This window comes from Echinicola arenosa (assembly GCF_014841125.1).
GTDB classification, from domain to species: domain Bacteria; phylum Bacteroidota; class Bacteroidia; order Cytophagales; family Cyclobacteriaceae; genus Echinicola; species Echinicola arenosa.
Genome location: NZ_JACYTQ010000002.1, coordinates 840,857 through 863,918 on the forward strand (window position 1 = coordinate 840,857; position 23,062 = coordinate 863,918).

The 23,062-nt window shown below is 37.9% G+C and carries 17 protein-coding genes; 14 read left to right on the forward strand and 3 right to left on the reverse strand.

The features are described 5' to 3' along the window. Positions 1–16 precede the first annotated feature (16 nt). Positions 17–1,435: a sulfatase-like hydrolase/transferase gene (locus tag IFO69_RS08260; RefSeq protein WP_225444050.1), complete on the reverse strand. Its 1,419-nt coding sequence runs from the start codon at positions 1,433–1,435 to the stop codon at positions 17–19. Positions 1,436–1,851: 416 nt separating this feature from the next. On the opposite strand from IFO69_RS08260, the gene IFO69_RS08265 reads away from it, so the two are divergent. From IFO69_RS08265 to IFO69_RS08285, 5 genes are all read left to right on the forward strand, one after another. Beyond that, positions 1,852–3,282, forward strand: coding sequence for an MBOAT family O-acyltransferase (locus IFO69_RS08265; protein ID WP_192009587.1), 1,431 nt, complete (start codon positions 1,852–1,854; stop codon positions 3,280–3,282). A gap of 6 nt (positions 3,283–3,288) precedes the next feature. Next, positions 3,289–4,260 carry a hypothetical protein gene (locus IFO69_RS08270; RefSeq protein ID WP_192009588.1) on the forward strand — a complete coding sequence of 324 codons (972 nt, stop codon included), beginning with the start codon at positions 3,289–3,291 and terminating at the stop codon, positions 4,258–4,260. A gap of 117 nt (positions 4,261–4,377) precedes the next feature. Beyond that, entirely contained in the window at positions 4,378–6,837 is a 2,460-nt protein-coding gene (locus IFO69_RS08275; protein ID WP_192009589.1) for a TonB-dependent receptor, read from the forward strand. Positions 6,838–6,905: 68 nt separating this feature from the next. Beyond that, positions 6,906–8,231, forward strand: a complete 1,326-nt coding sequence (locus IFO69_RS08280) for a PepSY-associated TM helix domain-containing protein (RefSeq protein ID WP_192009590.1) — start codon at positions 6,906–6,908, stop codon at positions 8,229–8,231. After that, positions 8,228–8,497 carry a hypothetical protein gene (locus IFO69_RS08285; protein ID WP_192009591.1) on the forward strand — a complete coding sequence of 90 codons (270 nt, stop codon included), beginning with the start codon at positions 8,228–8,230 and terminating at the stop codon, positions 8,495–8,497. The genes IFO69_RS08280 and IFO69_RS08285 overlap by 4 nt, the downstream gene beginning before the upstream one ends. Before the next feature lie 60 nt (positions 8,498–8,557). Here IFO69_RS08285 and IFO69_RS08290 read toward each other — a convergent pair whose 3' ends face one another. Both IFO69_RS08290 and IFO69_RS08295 read right to left on the reverse strand, forming a co-directional pair. Continuing rightward, positions 8,558–9,796, reverse strand: a complete 1,239-nt coding sequence (locus tag IFO69_RS08290; protein WP_192009592.1) for an enolase C-terminal domain-like protein — start codon at positions 9,794–9,796, stop codon at positions 8,558–8,560. Positions 9,797–9,845: 49 nt separating this feature from the next. Next, positions 9,846–11,444 carry a sodium:solute symporter family transporter gene (locus tag IFO69_RS08295; protein WP_192009593.1) on the reverse strand — a complete coding sequence of 533 codons (1,599 nt, stop codon included), beginning with the start codon at positions 11,442–11,444 and terminating at the stop codon, positions 9,846–9,848. A gap of 415 nt (positions 11,445–11,859) precedes the next feature. Between IFO69_RS08295 and IFO69_RS08300 the strand changes: the two genes are divergently transcribed. From IFO69_RS08300 to IFO69_RS08340, 9 genes are all read left to right on the forward strand, one after another. Then, complete coding sequence (locus IFO69_RS08300; RefSeq protein WP_192009594.1) at positions 11,860–13,473, forward strand: discoidin domain-containing protein; 1,614 nt, start codon at positions 11,860–11,862, stop codon at positions 13,471–13,473. A gap of 276 nt (positions 13,474–13,749) precedes the next feature. Further along, positions 13,750–16,692 carry a S9 family peptidase gene (locus IFO69_RS08305; protein ID WP_192009595.1) on the forward strand — a complete coding sequence of 981 codons (2,943 nt, stop codon included), beginning with the start codon at positions 13,750–13,752 and terminating at the stop codon, positions 16,690–16,692. A 238-nt stretch (positions 16,693–16,930) separates the two neighbouring features. Beyond that, the gene (locus IFO69_RS08310; RefSeq protein ID WP_192009596.1) at positions 16,931–17,620 is read left to right on the forward strand and encodes a DUF4919 domain-containing protein; all 690 of its coding nucleotides are present in this window, start codon (positions 16,931–16,933) and stop codon (positions 17,618–17,620) included. Positions 17,621–17,765: 145 nt separating this feature from the next. Next, the gene (locus IFO69_RS08315) at positions 17,766–19,355 is read left to right on the forward strand and encodes an arylsulfatase (protein ID WP_192009597.1); all 1,590 of its coding nucleotides are present in this window, start codon (positions 17,766–17,768) and stop codon (positions 19,353–19,355) included. A 117-nt stretch (positions 19,356–19,472) separates the two neighbouring features. Further along, positions 19,473–19,994 carry a hypothetical protein gene (locus IFO69_RS08320; RefSeq protein WP_192009598.1) on the forward strand — a complete coding sequence of 174 codons (522 nt, stop codon included), beginning with the start codon at positions 19,473–19,475 and terminating at the stop codon, positions 19,992–19,994. 1 nt (position 19,995) lies between these two features. Then, entirely contained in the window at positions 19,996–20,544 is a 549-nt protein-coding gene (locus tag IFO69_RS08325; RefSeq protein WP_192009599.1) for a YfiT family bacillithiol transferase, read from the forward strand. 220 nt (positions 20,545–20,764) lie between these two features. Continuing rightward, positions 20,765–21,742 (forward strand): glycosyltransferase, encoded by a 978-nt coding sequence (locus tag IFO69_RS08330; protein ID WP_192009600.1) that lies wholly within the window; start codon positions 20,765–20,767, stop codon positions 21,740–21,742. Next, positions 21,739–22,479: a sulfotransferase family 2 domain-containing protein gene (locus tag IFO69_RS08335; protein ID WP_192009601.1), complete on the forward strand. Its 741-nt coding sequence runs from the start codon at positions 21,739–21,741 to the stop codon at positions 22,477–22,479. The genes IFO69_RS08330 and IFO69_RS08335 overlap by 4 nt, the downstream gene beginning before the upstream one ends. 77 nt (positions 22,480–22,556) lie before the next feature. Further along, on the forward strand, positions 22,557–23,057 hold the full coding sequence (locus tag IFO69_RS08340; protein ID WP_192009602.1) for an SRPBCC family protein: 501 nt from the start codon (positions 22,557–22,559) through the stop codon (positions 23,055–23,057). The last annotated feature ends 5 nt before the right edge of the window (positions 23,058–23,062 follow it).

A 23,062-nucleotide genomic window follows, 5' to 3' on the forward strand; every position in this document is an offset into this window, starting at 1 on the left:
TGTCAGCCCCAAAATCCTAATACTTCTCCAAGTCAAATCGATCCGGATGCTTCTTTGTGTATTCCTTGTCCTGGTTAAGTCCCATAAATATCGGGTCCATCAAATTACTGATCCATTTCTTTACACTTTTCAACATGCTTTCGGATTGATGGGCATCATCCAATGGAGCAGACTCCCCTATGTCATTTGTAATATTGAATAGCATGTCTTCTTTTCCGTCCACATTTACAAATTTGTAATCACCCTTTCTCACAGCATATGCTCTACGGTCATGCATTCTCCAATACAGTTCCTTATGGGGTACTTTCTTTTTCTTTCCAGTCAAATAAGGAACCAAATTTACTCCATCCAAATCATTTCTTGGTTTCACTTCTGCTAAAGCCGTAGCAGTGGCGAAAATGTCCAAACTGATGACTGGCTCTTCATAAACCTGTCCAGAAGGTATTGTCCCTGGCCACTGTACTGCAAAAGGCACCCTGATACCACCTTCCCAAAGCCAACCTTTCGTTCCTCTAAGTGGACCATTATCTGATGCATTATGGGGCTCAGGACCGCCATTGTCTGATAAGAAGAAAACCATGGTATTTTCATTAATATCCAGTTCTTCAAGTTTATCCAATACCAGACCCACACCATCATCCACAGCGCTAACCATGGCAGCATAAGTTTTTCTCTTTTTATCCTTAATATGATCAAACCGACTTAGGTATTTTTCTGTCGCCTCAAGCGGTGTATGGGGAGCGTTGTAAGCCAAGTAGATAAAAAATGGCTCCTCTTGGTTACGCTCGATAAAATCTACCGCCTCTCTGCTGAGCGCATCAGTTACATATTCCTTTTCATCTACTCTACTATTATTCTTCAACAATTTCGTCCGATAGGCATCATACTGAGATGTAATTTCTGATAAATCATTTAAATCAAGCTTTTCTGGAAGATAATGGTGCCCCCCGGTGAGAAACCCATAAAATTCAGTAAATCCTCTTTCCAAAGGTCTCTGGCTTTCGTGGGCACCCAAATGCCATTTTCCAAGCGCCATGCTTTTATATCCTCCACGACCCAATGCAGACGCCATGGTTTCCTCTGTCAAAGGAAGACCCTGGTTAGGATCATTTGGGGCAAAAAGAGGATTTCTGCTAAATCCGAACCTTCCTTGGTATCTCCCAGTAATCAAACCTGCCCTACTTGGACCACAAACTGCATAGCTCACATAGCCATTGGTAAATTTTACTCCATTGTTCGCTATTCGATCTATGTTTGGAGTGGGAATATCCTTGGAACCGTTAAAACTTACATCATTATATCCCAAATCATCGGCAAGCACAATGATTACGTTGGGCTTTTCATCCCTATCTCGCTTTTGACCCAAAGCTAAATTACTCAAAAGCATACTGCAAAGCAGCGTACCTAGTGTACAAGCAGTAATTCCTAATCTCATTTTCAGATAAACATTTTATTACTTAATCAGCAAATATATAACTATTAAGCATTTTGTCCATGTGCCCTATAGTAAAACCTGATGAATATGCTAAGTACTTGTTTTTTTCACAGCTTGCTAGGAACCATTTTTAGCCAAGCTTATAAAATTATTGTTTCATCAATACTTCAAAATATTTCGATATAAACAATTTAAACTGAACTTTTAAAATATTTTAAATGTATTTCATATATATTTTTTTGTATTTAAAAAATCATCAATTATATTTAGGACATAATTTTAAATGACGTTCACTTACATAAATACTTATTAACATTGGTATCAGATCAAGTTCAAGTACAAACCTACTAATCTGTGCCTAAAATATTACCTGACATTTCCAGTACTAACTTGTTACACATGTAAAATTTTTATAAATGCTCACTACATCACTTGAATTTGCCGTTTTTCTACCATGCGTATTTTTATTGTATTGGTTTGTTCTTAACAAGAACTTAAAACTACAAAACGCATTAATTTTAGTAGCTAGCTATGTCTTTTATGGGTGGTGGGACTGGAGATTCCTGCTTTTAATTGCTTTTAGTAGTGCGGTTGATTTTACAGTCGGCATTCTTCTCAATAAAACAGATCAACCAAGCAGTCGGAAATGGCTTCTGGCAACAAGTATTTTTGTCAATCTTGGACTTTTAGGTTTTTTTAAATATTTCAACTTTTTCTTAGACAGCTTCGTTGACACATTTACTCTTTTTGGTGCAAATTTTTCCATAGATCGGCTCAATATTATTTTACCTGTGGGAATAAGCTTCTATACATTACAGACTCTTAGCTACACGATAGATGTTTATGACAGGAAACTTAAGGGCTCTAAGGACTTCTTAGCATTTTTTGCCTATGTTAGTTTTTTCCCTCAACTCGTAGCTGGTCCAATAGAAAGGGCCACCCAGCTATTACCTCAATTCCAAAAGAAAAGGACTTTCGAGTACGATAAAGCTGCAGATGGCTTAAGGCAAATCTTATGGGGACTTTTTAAAAAAATAGTGGTAGCTGATAACCTTGCCGGATACACTAGTTCTGTAATCGCCAATTATGAAAGTCATAATGGCAGTACACTATTTTTAGCACTATGCGTGTTTGCTATTCAGTTTTACTGTGACTTTTCTGGCTATTCTGATATTGCTATTGGTACAGGAAGGCTTTTTGGCTTCTCTTTGATGAAAAATTTCGACTATCCCTTTTTCTCAAGAAATATGGCAGAATTATGGCAAAGGTGGCACATATCCCTTATCACTTGGTTTCGAGATTACTTGGTAAGAAGATTCAAGGGATTTCATAAATGGGACATGGCAAGAAACATTTTTATCATCTTTCTCATCACAGGTATATGGCATGGTGCTGATTGGACCTATATCATATGGGGTGTACTCCACGGCCTTCTATTTATGACTTTGATTTTTGCCAAAAAGAGAAAAAAATACAAGGTGATTGTCGCCAAAGGGAAATTACTTCCTAGTTTGACAGAAGCTGGATTAATGATCAAGACTTTTGTGCTATTCACCATCACCGGCATATTTTTCCTCATAAGACCATTAGACAAATGCTTCAAATATGCTGCTAAAATGTTCGACTTATCTTTCTTCTCTCTTCCAGAATTACCATTCAATAGAGCTATTGCAGCTGTCGTGTTACTATTTGTAATAGAATGGTTCCAAAGAGAAAAAGAGCATGGCTTGGACATCTCTAACCTTTCGATTCCTAAAACATTCAAATGGGGGATTTATTATGCTTTAATCTTTACCATTTTTTATTACGGAGGAGATCAACAAGATTTTCTATACTTCCAATTTTAGTTCGCCATGAAAAAATTCTTAATTCAGTTAATCATATTTATTATTCCTGTTGGAATGATTTTAGTCTCAATGGAAGTTTACCTGCGTCAGAACAATATCTATAGAGCTAAGAAAACTTTTTTGGACAATAACAAGCAAGATATTGAGGCTTTAATATTGGGACCTTCATATTCCTGGAGAAGTATTAACCCAGAATTTTTGGATACCAAAACAGCATCACTAGCTCATGAGGCGAGTGCCATCAATACTAATATGATGCTTTTTGATAAATATGCTCCACAACTTCCAAAGCTTAAATATGTAATATTTGACCTATCAATTGGATTTCTTGATACCCATAATGAGGAAAACTGGGAATCAAAACACCTGTTTAATATCTACTATGATATCAAAAGCTCCAACAACAACCTGGAAGATTACTTTCTACTTTCATCGAATTTCAAATACTACACTAAACTTTGTCTATCCTACATCACTGACCCAGACAATATTCCCGCTTTTAATGACAGCGGATTTATATATAAACTGTCCAAACAAGAAGATATTTTCAGAATCCATGAATACAATTCAGAGAGGCTAAAACAAGCTGATGTTCTCTATAGACGTCTAGACTACCAAAACACTATAAATGAAGAAAATTACCACTCAAACATAGATTTACTTAAAGGATTAATCACTTATTGTAGAGAGAATAAAATTAATTTAATATTTATCTCACCTCCAAAGTCCTATCTTAATAATGAAAAAATAAGCACTGAAGCGATCACAAGAAGACAAAAATTTATTGATGATATTACTCCAGATCCCTACATTTCTTTTTGGAACTATGAAAATTTTCACGAGCAAGACATCAACTTATTTTACGATGACACCCATCTTAATCCAAAGGGGGCGGAATTATTTACAAAAACATTGAACAGAAAATTAGATAATTACCTGATAAACAGAAATAGGGCCGAAATGCAATCTGAGTTTTGACATTTTATTTATTTATTAAGAATTAATCCAAATTAATCGGTCTTTTCTTGGTTCATTTTTGAAAAAGCTAGTACTTTTGTGACTGTTAAGAATTAGTCTAAATAGAATTAGCCCACCATGAAGAACAGTTTACTGTTTATTTGCTTGCTATGTATCAGTAACATCAGCATGGCCCAAACTGGCCAACTAAAAGGAACCATCAAAGATCAAAACGGCAAAAGTATTGAGTTTATAAATGTTTTGATAGAAGACACTCAATTTGGCACTCTGACAGATAAGGAAGGTAAGTTCAATTTTGAAAATGTACCAACGGGTCATTATAGTATAACCTTCTCCTCCTTTGCCTACTCCAGCCTAAGGAAAGAAGTTGACATCCTTGCCCATCAAACTTCCAACATGGATATCGTGCTTTCTGAAAGTCAAATGGAACTTCAGACTGTAGAAATTCTAGGCCGTGCCGAAACCAGTTATAAAAACACCAATTCCTTCATTGGTACCAAATCGTCTACTCCCCTTCGGGAAGTTCCTCAGTCCATAGGCTATGTCACCAAGGAGCTTGCACTTGATCAAGGAGCTTATACTGTAAACGACATTGTAAAAAACATTAGTGGGGTAAACCAATACACTTTTTACAATGATATCACCATCCGTGGCCACCGAATTCAAGGCCAGGATATTTCTGGAAATCTAGTTAACGGAATGCGTGCTTTTACCAGCTTTTGGAAACAACAACTCATTCCTCACATTGAAAGAGTAGAGGTTATCAAAGGCCCTGCCTCTGCCCTTTTTGGAAACGCATCAGCAGGAGGAACCATTAACAGGGTCACTAAAAAGCCTTTGACACAAACCAGGCAATCCATCAGCTCCACCGTCGGAAGCTTTAATACTTTCAGGATTTTAGGCGACTTTACCGGTCCTATGACTGAAGACAAAACCTTACTTTACAGGCTTAACTTAGGCTATGAAAACTCAGGTAGTTTTCGTGACCTACAATATGCCAAAAACCTAGTAGTTGCTCCATCATTCTCTTTCCTTCCATCAGAAAAGACAAGACTTAATTTTGACATAGTGTATCAAAAATCTGATGGAAGATTAGATCGAGGACAAGCTGTCTTTGGAGATGGAGATTTGTACTCCGTCCCTATTACCAAATCATTAAATGCTGCGAATGATTATTTGAAAGAAGAATCCATCAATGCCACGATTTCCCTTAGACATGAGTTTACTGACCAATTAAGTTTCAACTCCGTTTACATGAGATCCAATTATGCTGAGGACCTTTTGGAGCACAGAGGAAATAACAAATTCGCCAATTTTGGTGACGGCTCACTGGATTACGAAAAAGTAGAAATGAGAGTTGGGATCCGAAAAAGAGACTGGAGCAACAATAATTTCAGCAATTATTTCAACTATGATGTAAGTACTGGAAGCATTGATCACAAAGTATTACTTGGGTACGATTATTTCCAGCAAGTGCTTCATCCTGGAGGATCACAGTTGCAAGCAAGAGGCTACCTGACAGCAGATAAAACTGGCTCGATCAATAGCTATAACCCAGCTAATAAGGACCTTTATGCCTTGGATGCTAATGGAAACCCAATTCCAGTAGTAGAGCATTTTGACCTAACTGATCCATTTGCAAATAAACTAAGGGACCTAAGCAAATACATTTACAGTTCGAATGTATATGCACAATCCATGCTTCATTCTCATGGAGTTTATATCCAAGAGCAAGCTTCAATTGGTAAGTTTAAAGTACTACTTGGATTGAGACAGGAATTTTATACAGACGTCTTGAATTATAAAGGTGATAGTGAAGAAGATGTTACCCAAAATGCATTGATTCCAAGGGTAGGCCTAGTGTATTCCGTTACTCCAAATATTAACCTTTATGGAACTTATGTCCAAGGTTACCAACCACAATCCGCAACAGTAATCAATGACCCTAATGCGGGAGGACCATTTGATCCGCTAACTAGCGAATTAAAAGAAATTGGTGCCAAAAGCGATTGGTTTGAAGGGCGTTTAAGTGCTACCATTGCCATGTATTATTTGACTGAAAAAGGGGCACTTTACAATGCTAATGAACCAGGAAATCCAGACCTTTTGATCCAAACTGGAAAAGACCTATCCAAAGGTTTCGAATTGGACTTGGCAGGAAAGATTACTGATAATTGGAGTTTGATAGCTAATTACGCTTATAACGAAGCAACCATTGAAGAAAGCGACGATGAAAATTTGGTTGGAAGACAAAAGCCCAATGCCCCAAAACACGCAGGAAATCTTTGGACAAAATATATCTTTAGCGAAGGCTCTTTCAAAGGCTTGGGCTTCGGAATTGGTGCCAACTTCGTGACAGAAAGATTCGGTTCATTAGGTTCTACTGCTGAACCTCCAGTCTTTCCAGCTTATGAGATTTTTGATGCTGCAGTCTATTACAAAATGAACAAGTTCCAAATTCAAATGAATATTAACAATGTCTTTAACAAAACACATTGGGTGGGAGGCTATGATTACATTAGGGCATTCCCGGGTGCTCCAAGAAATGTCATGACAACTGTTTCTTACACTTTCTGATTAAAAGACATTATGAAGACATCAAACTTCTGGGGTCAGCTCCGGAAGTTTTTTGAGTTTAACCAGCAATGAAAAATAAGCTACTTTGGAAAATACATAACTGGATCGGCCTCTATTCGGGAGTCGTCATCGTATTTCTCAGTATCACAGGCGCTGCTGCACTATTTAGACCAGAAATAGATCGCGTCTTAAATCCAGAATTGACCAAGGTAGTTCCTCAGGAAAAAAAAGCCTCCCTAACCAAGGTGGTAGAAGCTATTCTTTCAGAACACCCTGACAAATACCTATTCGAAATTGAGCTTCCTAAACCCTATTTGGATACATGGAATATCCGACTTATGCCGAAGGAGAAAAAAGAGCTTTTTCCCATGATTTGGGAAGTCTTTGTCAATCCTTATACCGGAGAAATACTAGGAGAAAGAAACTATTTTGAATCATTCAGTTATTTCCTAAGAAACATCCATGTGAGACTATACGAAGCAGCTTACGGAAGACAGATCGTTGGATTGGCAGGACTTGCGCTTTTGATTTCCACCATTACTGGCTTTCTCATTTATGGCCAGTTTATGAAAAAAAGATCCTTTGGGGAAGTGAGAAAAAAGAACTTGAGGATCCAACAAGCCGACTTGCACAAATATATCGGTATCGCTGCACTTTTCTTTAACTTGATGATCAGCATCACAGGAGCTTGGCTGGGACTTCAAGTTTATCTGATGGACGCTTTTGACATGAATATCCCCAGCCAATATGTAAGAGAGAATAAACCTTTGAGCAAAGAGCAAGACACTGCTTTCGCTTTGGATTTTGATAAAGCCTATTCCATTAGTAAATCTGCTTTTCCTGAAATGACCCCTTGGATCATCAGGCCCACCACAAATGGGGAAGGCTTAATTCATATATACGGTGATATTTCAGGACAAACCTACGAAAGACGATCCAATAAACTGGTGTTGGATAAATTCAGTTATGCCACCCAACAAAAATACAATATCAGCGATCAAGGCTTTGGTGCAAAGCTATACTATGTGCAAGAAGCCTTTCACTTTGGAGACTTTGCAGGCCTTCCACTTAAAGTACTTTATTGCATTCTTGCCTTTTCATCTGGGTTTCTCTCATTAAGTGGGTTCATCATCTATCTTGAGCGCATCAAAAAGAAAAGAGAAAAAAAAGAAAACCAAACACCTTTAAAGCCCCTCTTGGTAAAATGGACTGTGGGTATGTTAGCTTTTATTGTAATTATTGCTGTCTTAAGCACAAATTTCGGGATTGGTGTACCATCCTTGTTGGTTACTATTAGTATCTATGGATTTCTACTGTTCATGATTCTAAAAGGCCTATACAAATTAGTGAGGAAAAAGAACATGTCATCTCAGGCACAAAAAACTCCTGTATGAAAAAACAGGTCGATTCTGTAAACGAAAATTACTTGATCCCAGCACTATTGGCCTTTGGTCTGTTTGCTTTGGTAACTGCTGTTTATTTCTTTTCACAATGGTCAAACACTCCATTAGAAATGAAAGAGCTCCCACATCTTCAAATGAACATGATCTGCTTTTCTATCCTTGCGCTACTCTGCTTTTACCTAACATTTCTTAAAAAGCGCTGGTTGAGCATTATAGGCTTAACCTTGGGCTTAGCTTACTGCTTTTTTTATCTCTAAATAATAAATGCGAAGTCAATGACTGCGCATTTATTATATCTATTTATCATTTCTCTTCAATCAATAGTATTTCAAATCACTGCTCATACCTGGTTCTTGAGGAGTCTTATACCTTCCATCTACAATTTCGACTGGGTTGACAAAATAATCCTTTAGGTGAGGTATGTGTTCCAATAACAGCGCTGGATGATCCATACTGATGTGATTGAACAAAACCAAATGTTGGTGAATCTGTCCCATATCCCCCACATGAGGAACTACAGGCACATTGAACTTTTTAGATAATAAGCTGATCAAAATAAACTCTGATACACCACCCACCCTAACTGCATCAACCTGATTGAAACTCATACAACCGGATTGGAGATAGTTTTTAAAGATGATTTTATTCGGGACATGTTCTCCCAACGCAATATCTACCGGTACCTCTTTAGCCAAGGTGACATGGGCCTGTACATCATCGGGATGTGTGGGCTCTTCTACCCAATATGGGTTTAGTGGGATTAACTCTTTACATATTTCAATAGCCTGAGGTAGATCCCACTGTTGGTTGGCATCAAACATAATGGTTGCTTTGTCTCCAGCAATTTCCCGTACCATCTTTGCCCTGCGAATATCTCTAGAGGCCTCTTTGCTGCCTACTTTCAGTTTCATGGCAGTAAAGCCCATATCCATGGCCTTTTTGATATTGGTAGCCACCTGATCATCCGTATAGTTAAACCAGCCGATTGAAGTATCATATCCAGGATATCCTAATTCCAGGATCTTCATGCGTTCAACGGTTCCTAACTTTTTCGCATTAAGCAGTCTTATGGCCTCTTCTTTATTGAGTAAGTCCTCCACATAAGAAAAATCAAGGGTTCCCACCAACTCCTCTGGAGACAACTCAATCAAAAGCTGCCACAAAGGAACCCCCTTGGACTTAGCCCAAAGGTCATAACAAGCATTTACTACAGCAGCCAAAGCAAGATGAACAACTCCTTTATGAGGGCCTAGCCAACGGAAATTGGGATCATCCATCATTTCTTTGTAGACCTTCCCAAATCCATGCATCATTTCATTAATTTCCTTGCCAATCAAATGCTTGGAAAGATACGAAATGGCCTCTTTGACCAAATGGTTACCCTCTCCTAAAGTAAAGGCCAAACCCACCCCTTCCAGGTCACCGTCCGTTTTCAATCGACAAACGGCATAGGCATAGGTTGGGTTAGTATGAACAGCATCTGAACCTGCTCCTCCTTTGAGAGGAAAGCGCACATCCTCAGCTATACCTTGCTTAATTACAACTGACTTATTCATCTAGAATTTATTTTACTTTGGTTACTTTTGACTAAATATGTACCATGTCCTAATAGAAAATGATATAGATAACAATCATCACCACTACCAGCAAAACACTGAGGTAATTGACCATTTTTGAAGAATGCTTGACATGGATATAAAATTGCTCCGGAATCTCCTGAGGCGACTTATCTAAATAGGATATAACGCTATACATGATGGAAGAAAACACAAAGAATAAATAGGTTTGTCTTAACCAGTTCAAACCAAATCCATCAGTACTGGAAATATAATTTTCGATCCCGCGGATTGGGATATATTTTTCTACTATAAACACTACAGCAGCAAAAAGACTCCCTCCCAACAGGGTCCAAAACGCTGCATTTGCCGTCCCTTTTCTTGACACTACTCCCCAAAGAAATACAGTGACTATAGATGGAGCAAAAATGCTAAACATCTGATTGATGAGTTCGAAAATGGCGCCCAAATTGCCCAAAAAGGGAGACCAAATAACCGCCATGACCAATACCAAAACTCCCGTGATTCTCCCGATTCTTAGCTTTGCTTGATCTGACAACTGAGGCTTCAGCTTTTCGAACACATCAAAGACAATTAATGTGGAGCAACTATTTAGAGCCGCCGCCACACTACTCATCACTGCTGCCAAAAGCGCTGCAATCATTAATCCTTTTAAACCAACCGGCAAAAGGTTAACAATCATGATAGGAAGTACATTCTTGGTTTCACTGCCTATTTCATCTTTGAACAAAGCAAAAGCCAAAATCCCGGGAACAACCATGATGAAAACAGGTAGTATTTTCAGAAATCCCGCAAACAATGCCCCTAACTTTGCTTGTTTCTCAGATTTTGCACCCAAAACACGCTGGACAATAGTTTGGTCTGTACACCAATACCAAATCCCCAATATCAAATGGCCTAACAGCATGTCCATAAACGTAAAGCCTGTTTTGGCACTGTTAAAACTTACTGCTTTTAAGCGATCAGGATCAACAGCCTCCTTCAAAGCCTCATAAGAATGGATTCCCACCTCTGGAAGCTGACATATTGCCAATACTGTGATGGATAATGAACCTAAGATTAAAATGACGGTTTGGACGGTCTCTGTAATCACAACAGAAGTAAGCCCTCCTATAATGGTATAAATCCCCGTCGCTATAGCAATGATGACAATGGAAACCATTATATCCAGTCCGAAAATCTTTTCAAAAACCACCGCACCAGCATAGAAACTTACTCCAATGTGCATAAACAAAGCAGCTAGTATGCTGAAAATAGCCAACACTACACGCGATCGGCTATCGTATCGCTGCTCCAAAAATTCAGGCAGTGTGGATATTTTGGTCCTTAGAAAAAACGGGACAAATACAAAAGCTAAAATGATCAACTCAAATGAAGAAAACCATTCAAAATTCCCCCACAAAATCCCATCCTTATAACCTGACTCCGCAAACCCAACCAAATGGACAGTGGAAATATTAGAAGCAAACAAGCTTGCCCCTATCACCCCCCAAGTCAATGACTTTCCAGCCAAAAAATAACCCGAGCTGCTATTCTTACTCTTCCTACCAAACCATAAACCGACCAGTACAACTAAAGCAATGTAGGCTATTGTGATGATGAGATCGATATAGGACAGTGTTTCCATCGGGTGTTATTTCAGGCTTGTTGGCTTAATCTTGTTAATCAATTTCCTTCAGACCATGCCTGGCACTAATAGACTATCTTAAGGTTGACCAATATACATATACTAGGCCTAAAGACCTAATTTATATTTGATTTTCTCCAATTTCCTTTCCTGATCCAAAGAACATGAGATGGGAAATAAAGAAACGAAACAAAAAAATTATTAAAATCGAAAATCTTTTTCAATTGACATATTCACAATAATTATATCATTTTTTACTGTTCGTAAACAAACTAAATCGTTTAATCTGAGAATATGTTTAAAAAAAGCAAAAATTACATAACCCTATCCATATTGATTATGTAGATACAAAATTTTCATTTTATTGGTTTCTTCCCTATTATTACTCCTGACTAACCTTTAAAACAAAATTATTATGATCAAGAAAAAGTTACATTTTTCTAGACTGGCAGGCCTATGCCTTTCAGCAATTACCCTCCTCGGATCATGTGGGGATGCGGACATGGCCGGATCAGAGAGTCCAGACATTTATCAAAAAAAACTATCTCTACCTCATCAGAAACAACTTAATGTAATTTACTTCCTTCCAAATGACATGGAACCGCATTTGGACTATGAAAGAAGATTATCAGGTGCGTTGAAGCACATGAAAGACTATTATGCTCAACAATTACTTTCACATGGTTTTGGCAATAGGTCATTTGGATTGGCAGAACACCCTGAAATTTCAGGCTATGTGAACATCAAAGTCATCCATGCTGAAAACGATCACAATTATTACCCTTATTCTAACGGAGGCAATAGAGCAAAAAAAGAAATTGAAGCTTATTTTGCTGAGCACCCTGAAGAGAAAACCAGTGAACATTTCTTGGTTTTTATTCCAGTAAACGAAGATGGTACCGGCGTTCCTTTTTATGGACTTGGAAAATTTGCCTTTACACGTGACTATGCAGGTGGTTACGATATGGACAAATGGGTAGATGGCGTAGGCTTCCCAACAGTTGATGATAAATGGATTGGCGGAACCATCCATGAATTAGGCCATGGCCTTAACCTACCTCATAACCGTCAAAAAGTATCCGATAACTTCACCGCCATGATGGGAAATGGCAATAGTTCTTACTGGAGCCAACCAGACAACATTAAGTTCACCAAAGCTTCTGCATTGATCTTGCGATATAACGAACTGTTTACTAACAATGCTCCATTTGAATTCTATCAAGAATCTCCTGAAGTAGAGATTAAGCATCAAAGAATTTATGCAGATAGTGAGTACTTGTATGTACAGACAAAATTCACAAGCACTGTCCCAGTGAAAGGTGCTATTGTTTACAATGATCCGAAAACAGGTCCAAATGATGCAGATTATAATGCCATTACTTGGGCCACTAGAGATATCATCGAAACCACTAATGCTGATAGTATTTCATTCAAAATGGCACTTAGTGATATTGATGAACATTTTAAAGAACATCCTTTCACATTGAAACTGTCATTGGTTCATGAAAACGGTAGGATCGTAAACACCTCTTACCCTTATAACTTTGTCAATGGTCAACCTGATATCGATGTAAACGATGTTGTTTTTGACGACTACGACAGAACTGATTGGTCAGTGGCAGGCTTTTCCTCTCAAGAAGAATATGCCGCTGAAGGAGCCCTTCCTGGACTAGCAGAATACCTTTTAGATGGAGATTATAGCACTTTCTGGCATTCTGGCTGGAAAACCAACCCTCCAAAACACCCACACTGGATTGCTATTGATATGAATGAAACAAAAACCATTCACGGTATTTCTGTAGTTCAAAATCAAAAAAGCAGCAATGGTATGTTAAAGGACTTTACTTTGTACGTTTCTAATGACAATGTAAACTGGACTACTGTAGGTGACTTCACTGCTACCAACTCCATGAGCCGTCAGCAAATTGTCTTGGACACGCCGATAGCTGCTCAATACTTTAAGATCCAAACTTATAATTCATATGGTGGCACCAATGCCAACAGAATTGCAGAAATAGCAGCATTCTAAATTAAAAAGTACTTTATTCATATAACACAGCCCAATGAAAATTTGGGCTGTGTTTGTTTTTTAACATTCCTTCCAAAACTTATTCGGAATCATTTCTGAATACACTAATCTCTTAGCCTAATTTCAATTTATTGAACCGCTCTTATAATTTTATTGATGCTGCCATCATTTAAAGTCCTAAATTTATTGGTTTAGGTCAGCCATTGATAAACTTGCCTTTCAAGGATTTTGACTTTAAAAGCAGAACAGAATATGAACCCCATAAATTACGATTTCATGAACAAACGTTTTTCACTGTTTCTTCTTAGTGTTGTGATGTGCATTCACGCTTTTGCACAAGAAGAAAAAGAATCACCTTCTAAAGAACGAAAACCCATTTCTTGGGAAGAAATTTCCAATTGGGAAGCTTTGGTCACCGGCAGCGGACAAGTTTCACCAGATGGAAAATGGTTTTCATACACCCTCAAAGAAGTCGAAGGTGATGGCAAACTGGTCCTTGAAGCCACTGATGATACCAATAACAAAAAAACATATCCAATTGGCGATACTAGCAGGCCTAGAATGGACTTTTCTGAAAACAGCAGATGGCTTGCATTTATAGAATATCCCAATTTCAAGGACAAGAAAGATAAATCCAAAGCAAAAAAGCTATTCAATAAACTAATTTTACTTGACCTTAAGGAGGACAAGAAAGTGGTCTTTGAAAAAGTGCAAAGCTTTACCTTTAACAATGATGCAAGTTCAATTTTGGCCATTAACCTCAATAAAGACGGAGGCAGTGGCAAAGGTTCTGACTTGCTGATTTACCATTTAGAAAATGGCACCAAACAAAATATTGGCAACGTCCTAGAGTTTTCCTTCAATAAATCTGGAAAATACCTGAGCTACACAGTAGATGCAGCCAACCAGTCTGGTAATGGCATTTACTTGTTTGATGTTGACAACAACCGAACTCATGTACTTGAAAGTGATGAAGCAAGCTTCAAATCTATCCATTGGACAGAAGAGGGGGATGGTTTTGCTGCACTCAAAATGACAAAGGACAAAAAGTACAAGCAAGAGTTAGGTGCTGTAATAGGTGTCAAGAATCTTACATCTCCAGAAGTCATTGTTTACAACCCCAAAGAAGACAGCGTTAGCTTTCCCGACAAATACACCATTAGTCCCAACCAAAGGCCAAGCTGGTCTGATGACCTTAGTCAATTATTTTATGGTATCCACGATTTAGAGTTGGCCAAAAAGCCTGAAGAGAAGAAGCCTGAGGTAAACGAGGATTCCTTAAAAGCTCTGGAAACTGAAAAAATTGCTTCATTAAGAGCTGACACTACCATTAAATCAATGGCCGATCTGAAAAAAGCATTATCTAAAATCGAAAGAGCAAACGCCTCTCCGAACACACAGCCTAAGAATGCCGACAAACCTAGTATGACCATTTGGCATTGGAAGGATGATCAGTTGCAATCACGGCAGGAAAAGTTGGAAAGTAGCGAAAAGCGAAAGAGCCTTTACGCAGTTTACAATATTGAAAACAAAAAACATACAACACTTCAAGACAGTACCCTTTCCGATTTTATGATACTGCCAAAGCAGCATTTTGCCATTGCGTCTGATGCCAAACCTTATGAGCTTCAAAGTAACCTGACCGGAAAAAGTTATAGGGATTTTTACATCATAGATATTGAAAGTGGAGAAAAAACTCTTTGGAAAGAAAAATTCTACATCCCTTCTGGAGCCAGCACTCCTAAAACCTCTCCTGATGGCACCAAAATATTGTTTGCGGTGGATGGACATTTCTTTGTTTATGACCTGATCACTAAGGAAGAAACTAACCTTACGGCCGACCTGGAAACTACCTTTGTGAATACTGATGATGACCACAATGTCATCAAACCCATGAACTATCCTCTTGGTTGGGACAGTGAAAGCAAATATGTCTTGTTAAAAAGCGAATGGGACATTTGGCAGGTACCCGTTAATAAAAAGAAAAAGGCCTTGAACTTAACCGTTAATGGTGAAAATACCCAAACACGTTATCAAGGAAGATTTGGAATTTACCCAGATGAAAAAGGAATAGACCTTAGCAAAAAGCAATATTTCAGAGCATATGGTGAATGGACAAAGAAAAGTGGTGTCATTAGCTTGGAAGGCAGTAAGTCAGGACTAAAGCCTGGGCCAAAAGTATTAATTTGGGAAGATGTCATGATTGGTCAGTTCACCAAAGCAAAAGCTGCTGATACATTTATATACTCAAAAGAAACATATAATACTCCACCGGCTTATTTCTTGACCAATGCTTCCTTTGAAAACCCAAAAAAGATAACTGATGATCCCAAAAAATTAGACGAGTATACTTGGTCTTCTGGCGTCAAACTGGTGGATTATGTTTCTGACAAAGGGGTTAAACTCCAAGGAGCCTTGTTCCTTCCAGCCGATTATGAAGAAGGCAAAAAATACCCGACCATGGTATACTATTATGAAAAGCTTTCCTATAGCCTCCATAACTGGACATCTCCAGATTTTGGCAGAACAGGATGGAATCCTAATGTGTACACCAGTAATGGTTATGCGGTATTTATGCCGGACATCACTTATACGCTGGACGACCCAGGCATGTCTGCAGTTTGGTGTGTGATACCTGCTGTCAAAGCCGCCATTGAAACAGGTATAATCGATGAGGAAAACATAGGTATTCATGGACACTCTTGGGGCGGTTACCAAACTGCTTTCTTGGTTACCCAAACAGACATGTTCAAGGCAGCAGCAGCTGGCGCAGCCCTTACCAATATGATTTCCATGTATGACCTAATTTATTGGAACTCCGGCAATGGCAATATGGCCATCTTCGAATCATCACAAGGAAGATTTACTGGTGGACCTTGGGAAAATTGGGAATCTTATGAGCGAAACAGCCCCATTTACCATGTCAAGGACGTGAATACTCCATTATTGATGTTACACAACGATAAAGACGGAGCCGTTGACTTCACCCAAGGATTGGAATACTATAATGCATTAAGAAGGTTACAAAAGCCCGTAGTGATGGTGCAGTACAAAGGTGAAAACCACGGTATTGCTAAATTGGAAAACAGAAAGGACTACAGTGTCCGTATGATGGAATTCTTTGACCATCACCTGAAAGGCAAACCAGCACCAGAATGGCTTGAGTCAGGAGTCAAAGCCATTGATTTGGATGATCACTTGAAAGAAAGAGCTTTTTAAAACTTATTTATTTGCTTAGCCAATGGGATAAAATTCTTAGGAACTTTATCCCATTGGCTTTTTTTAATGTCAACTTTTTTAGAACTTACTGTTCATGAGCCCTTATCGATTAAACATTTACAAAAAAATGGAATTGATTTACCAAGTTTGATGTTATTTTTCAACTATTCCATTATTCAAATTACTTGAGGTAGCTTTGACAAAACAGGTTTGACACATTATTAATTTTTAAGTTTTGATGAAAAAGATTGGCCTATTCTGTATGCTAAGCCTTATGGCTCATTTTGCCTATCCCCAATATTGGGAATTTGAGAAACCAAACTATGAGCAAATCAGAACGCACATCATTGATGATCAATCTGACTTCCATTTTCCAAATTTAATGACAAGGTTTTTGAAGGCTGACAGCACCATGAGCCTTGAAGAAAAAAGACATTTGTACTACGGGTTTGTATTCCACCAAGACTATTCACCCTATAGCATTCCCAAATACAAAGACAGCTTGGAAACTGTACTTCAGAAGGTTGAACACAATCATACAGATCTGAAGAAAATTATCCAACATGGAGATTCCATATTGGCAGAAAACCCATTTGATCTGACAGTAATGAATTACCAACTCTATGCGCACGAAAATTTAGAGGACACTTCGAGTTTTCAAGCCAAAATAATACAGATGGAAATAGTATTCGATGCACTGCTAAGCTCTGGAGATGGAGCTTCGAAAAAGACCGCTTTTTATGTGATCGATACATCCCATGAATATGATTTAATAGATGTCCTTGGATTTAAATTTGACGGATCTCAGAGTTTAACAGAGCATTTTGATTACCTAAAAGTAGCCAATAATGACCTTGGATTGGAAGGTATGTATTTTGACATCAGCCCCTGTCTAAATTCACTTTCAAAAAGTTATAGCAAAAAATGATGCTTTAATTTAGATGGTAAAGAGTAAATAAAACTTGTGCATACATCTTTGGAATTCGCATTGGTTAAAAGTCTAAAAGCTTCAAATTCATAAGAATTAACTTTAGAAATATTTGATTATTGGGGCTTATGGTCTAAATTTGATCATGGCTAAAAAATCTCTTATTCTAATTTTTGCAGTTAAAATCATAGTATTATTCCTTGTTGGATTCAATAATTTACCGGAAAAGGCAAAACAACCTAACATCATTCTCATTTACGCCGATGATTTTGGAAAAGGCTTATTGAGCCATGAAGGTCAAAAATATATCAGAACACCCCATATTGATCAATTAGCCAAACAGGGAATAAAATTTACCAATGCCACCGGAAGTATGTTATGTGCTCCGGCTAGGGCAGCCTTGATATCAGGACTGCATGACTGTCACGAAGTGGGTTTTGAAGTGAGCAGAGGACAGCTTTACAAAAACATCAGCACGGGAAAATACGCACACGAAGAAATTGAAAACATGATCAATCAGGGATTGAGCCCTATTCCATCAGATCAAATTTTCCTTGGCCAAATTGCACAAAAAGCAGGTTATAAAACTGCTCAGTTCGGAAAACTGGAATGGGGTTTCTCGGCCTCTCATCATCAAATGGAAAGACATGGTTGGGATCATTACTTAGGATACCTTGACCATAACAGGGCCCATGGATTCTATCCTCCTTTTCTTTTTGAAAATGGCCAAATGATACAAATTCCTGGCAATACAAGAATGGACTGTGGCAAAAGTATAGAAATGGAAACACCTGCTGCCTATCAAGAAAGATGGGACATGACCGGAAAAGAAACGTATTCACAAAATCTTTTCATGGAAAATGTTTTAGCGTTTATCAGATCAAATAAGGAGAACCCTTTCTTCTTATACTTTCCAACACAATTGCCACATGGTCCAGTGGCAATTCCCAAAGTACATCCAGAGATTGCCAAAATAGATGAGCTCACCCAAATCGAAAAAGAGTATGCCTCAATGGTCAAACTTTTGGATGACAATGTCGGTCAGATCATGGCTGAACTGGAGAATCAGGGGATTGCGGAAAACACCATGGTTATTTTTACATCGGATAATGGCCACGAAATCTATTACACCCAACAAAATAGAGTCCTCAAACCCTACACGAACATGGAAACGGGAAAGCGCTTTGACAACCTTGATCATAAATATTACAGTGAGCTGGCAGGTGACATATTTAACGGAAATGATGGTAGGGCAGGAATGAAAAGAAGTAACTTGCAAGGAGGATTAGAAGTACCTCTGATAGTAAAATGGCCCGGAAAAATAAAGCCTGGGAGCAGTTCAGATCTTTTAGTCACCAACTACGATTTTCTTCCTACTTTAGCCGAAATAGTCGGTTTTGAAGAAAAATTCACTACAGATGGAGTTTCCTTTTTACCCGCTCTTTTGGGAAAAGATCAGCAGAAAAAACATGAGTATATAGTTCATTCTTCCTTTGAAGGGCCTACCCTTATCACACAGGAGGGATGGAAAATAAGGTATTTTATACAAAAAGATACCTTTGAACTGTTTTACCTTCCTGATGATTACAAAGAAACTCATGACTTGTCTGAACAGTATCCAGAGAAACTTGTTCATTTGAAATCCAAATTACTTTCGGCTTGTGATGGAGACTTTAAAAATGGTTGGTTTAGATCAAGTAATGAGATTAATGTAGAAAAGAGTTCCAACTTATAATTATCCCGACATATACTTAGCAAATCCATTTAGATAATTTGAGGAAGTAAAGTAATTCCAATTTTCTCCTGAGTCATATTTTGGTTAAATTGATGATTAGATCCAAATCATCAATTTATGATAAAGCATCTTTTTATATTATTGCTTTCAGTGATGATCTGCCAGCTATCTAGGGCCCAATACCAAGATTGCCCTTGTTGCTCTGGGGAGCATAAACAGTTTGATTTTTGGCTTGGAAGTTGGGATGTTTTTGATCCTTCAGGGAAGAAAGTTGGAGAAAATACCATTGTTAAGCTGGAAAATGGCTGCCTCATCCAAGAACAGTGGACAGGAAATAGTGGTGTAACTGGAAGGAGTTACAATTTTTATGATCCCTCAGATGATTCTTGGAATCAAATTTGGATAGACAATCAAGGCAATAACCTCCAGCTTAAGGGAAAAGCAAAACCTAACAAAATGATACTTAAAAGCAGCCCTAAACAGAATGGCCAAGGTCAAACTATCATTAACAGAATTACCTGGATGCTAAATTCAGATAAAACCGTAAACCAGGTTTGGGAAGTTCTTGATAAAAACCAGAACGTCCTGCAAACAGCATTCAATGGTATATACAAAAAACAAACTAATAAAGCCCACTAAGATGACCACAGAAGAATTAGAAAAACTCAAGTATCCAATTGGACGATTTTACGAGCCCAAAAACATCGATGATCAACTGATCCAAACATGGATCGAAGATATTAGTAGCTTTCCAATTAGAATAAAAGACCTCACCGAAAAATTAGGTATGAAAGAGCTTAATTGGAAATACAGACCAGAAGGCTGGTCCATCAAGCAAGTGGTCCATCATTGCGGCGACAGCCATCTCAATAGTATTATTCGATTCAAACTAGCCCTCACTGAGGACACTCCATCCATCAAACCTTACCACGAGACAAAGTGGGCCGAGCTTGCAGATTCACTAGAAGATGATATTACTTATTCTTTGAAATTGTTGGAGGGACTTCATCATAGGTGGGTGAAGCTGCTCAAAAGTTTGACCAAAGAACAGCTGGAAAGGACTTTTTATCATCCTCAGCAGCGTCGGGAAATTAATCTTGCAGAGACGATTGGTATCTATGCATGGCATTGCAATCACCACTTGGCTCATGTACGTCAAGCATTGGATGCTAAGGGGGGTTTTAATTGACCCCCTTAAGCTTTTGTTCAGTTCAAAATTATTTTACATACGTTTTTTTGATTTTTGTAGGAACTTTTTTGCATTTTTTGTATCATTATACTTTCAAATTAAAATTGACCTTAGTCAATTAATAGACCCTAAAATAACGCTTTATTGTCTCAATGTTCCTGTTGTAAGCTGTTATAAGTCTTGAAATGCAATATGCATTTCAGACCTTTTTAATAAGATTATGAAAGTATTATTTGTATCCAGTGGAAATAAAAGAGGAGGAGGTATTGTTCCATTCATCTCTGCCCAAAAAGATTCATTGAAAAAACTTGGTGTTTCAGTGGATCATTACCCCATTATGGGTAAAGGGATAAAAGGCTATCTTAGAAATATTGGAAAAATAAAAACACTAGTCAAATCTGGTAAGTACGACATCATTCATTCTCATTTCGTGATTTCCGGATGGATTGCTGTTTTGGCTGCTCCACAAAAAAAACACGTCTTATCCCTGATGGGTACTGATGCTTACGGACGATTTGATAAAAATGGCAAAATTAAGTGGACAAGCAAGTATTTAACCTTACTTACCTACCTTATCCAGCCTTTTTTGAGCCATATCATAAGTAAGTCAGAAAACATTGCCAAGTATGTTTATCGTAAAAATCGATCATCCATAATCCCCAATGGAGTCAATATTCAAAAATTCTACAATGAAGATGTAGGCTTTAGGGAAGAATTGGGGCTAAATCCAGAAAAAAAATATGTCCTTTTTCTAGGCAATCCTAAAGATTCTAGAAAAAACTTTGACTTGCTTTACAAAGCATTTGAAAAAATAAAATCTAGGAATCAAACAATGAAGTCCGTTGAGTTATTGTCTCCATTTCCACTCAAACAGGAAACGGTGATCAAATATATGAACTCTGTAGACATTCTTGTTTTGACATCCTATGCCGAAGGGTCACCTAATCTTATCAAAGAGGCCATGGCATGCAACTGTTGTATTGCTTCCACCCCTGTTGGAGATGTGGAATTTCTCTTGAAAGATTGTGAAGGAACAATAGTTTCGTCATTTGATCCGGAGAAACTCGCTCAGGATATTGAGTACATAATCAGTAAGTATAAAAAATCTGCTGGTAGAGAGCGGATTAAGCAGCTTAAGATTACTGATTCTGATATAGCAGAAAAAATTAAAACTATCTATCAAAAAATTTCAGCATGATAATCAGCCACAAACACAAATTTGTCTTTTTGTGCCTTCCAAGAACAGGTACAACGGCTATTCGCGAAGAACTGTGCGAACTTTATGGAGGTGAAAAAATTCTTTATAAACATGCTCCATATGATGTTTTTTTAAGACAAGCCTCTGAAGAAGAAAAAAAATACAAAGTCATTGTCTCAGTTAGAAATCCATTGGACAGAACTGTTAGCTTGTACTTTAAATACATGAGCAACCATGATGGCATCCAAAAAGACCAGATTAAGTCTGTTGGCAATAAAAACATCATACAAAAAGGAGGTATCGCTCTTGCCAATAAAATCCTTAAAAAGAGGGCAAGCTCTGTAGCAGGAGGTAAAATGACCTTCCCTGAATTTATTAAGGAGTTTTACAGCATGCCTTATAGTGATTGGCACAGCATGTATTATGACCGATACGATTACATCATCAGGTTTGAACACCTATCTGACGACTTCACCAAAGCCTTAAAAACAGTGGGGATTACGCCCATCCGGGAATTACCTGTCATCAATGTCACTAAAAAGGATAAAAAGTCGTTTGTTGACCAATATACTAAAGAAATTATTCCTATAGCACAAAGAGCCTTCTACACCTCCATGAAGCTTTATGGCTATCCATTTCCAGAAAGTTGGCCTAAGTATCTCCCTTCCGCGATGGACAAAATAAAGTATCATGGAATACATTCACTAAGAAAAATTTACTGGAAATACATTCGCTAGAACTCCTTGGGTGAAATTTATTGGCTGAAATTAATTAAATTAAGTTGATTTTTTTATTTGTATCAACCTGAATTGCTATGGCCAATCAAAAATTCGACTGGAGCAGATTTACCATAAAAACCCCGATCAAATCGGATGTAAAGACCATCTATGGGGCTTGGACCATTCCGTCAAAAATTGAAAGTTGGTTTTTAAGATCTGCTGTATTTCATAATCCACTTGGACAACAAAGAAAACCAGATGAGGTCATAAAAGTGGGTGATCATTACCAATGGCTTTGGCATGGCTATCCTGATGAAGTTATGGAGAAAGGAGAGATATTGGAAATAAATGGAACAGATTTTCTGAAATTCAGATTTGGTAAGGTAGGTATCGTGAGTGTAAAAATCAAAGCAGATGAAGGCAAGTCTATTGTTGAGCTCACCCAAGAAGATATCCCACACTTTGATACCACTGAAGAGAACTTCCATGTTGGTTGTAAAACGGGTTGGACCTTCTATCTGGCCAATCTCAATTCTATCTTGCAGGGTGGAGTAGATCTGAGAAATAAAGGAGATAACGAAGCCTATATGGATTGATATTT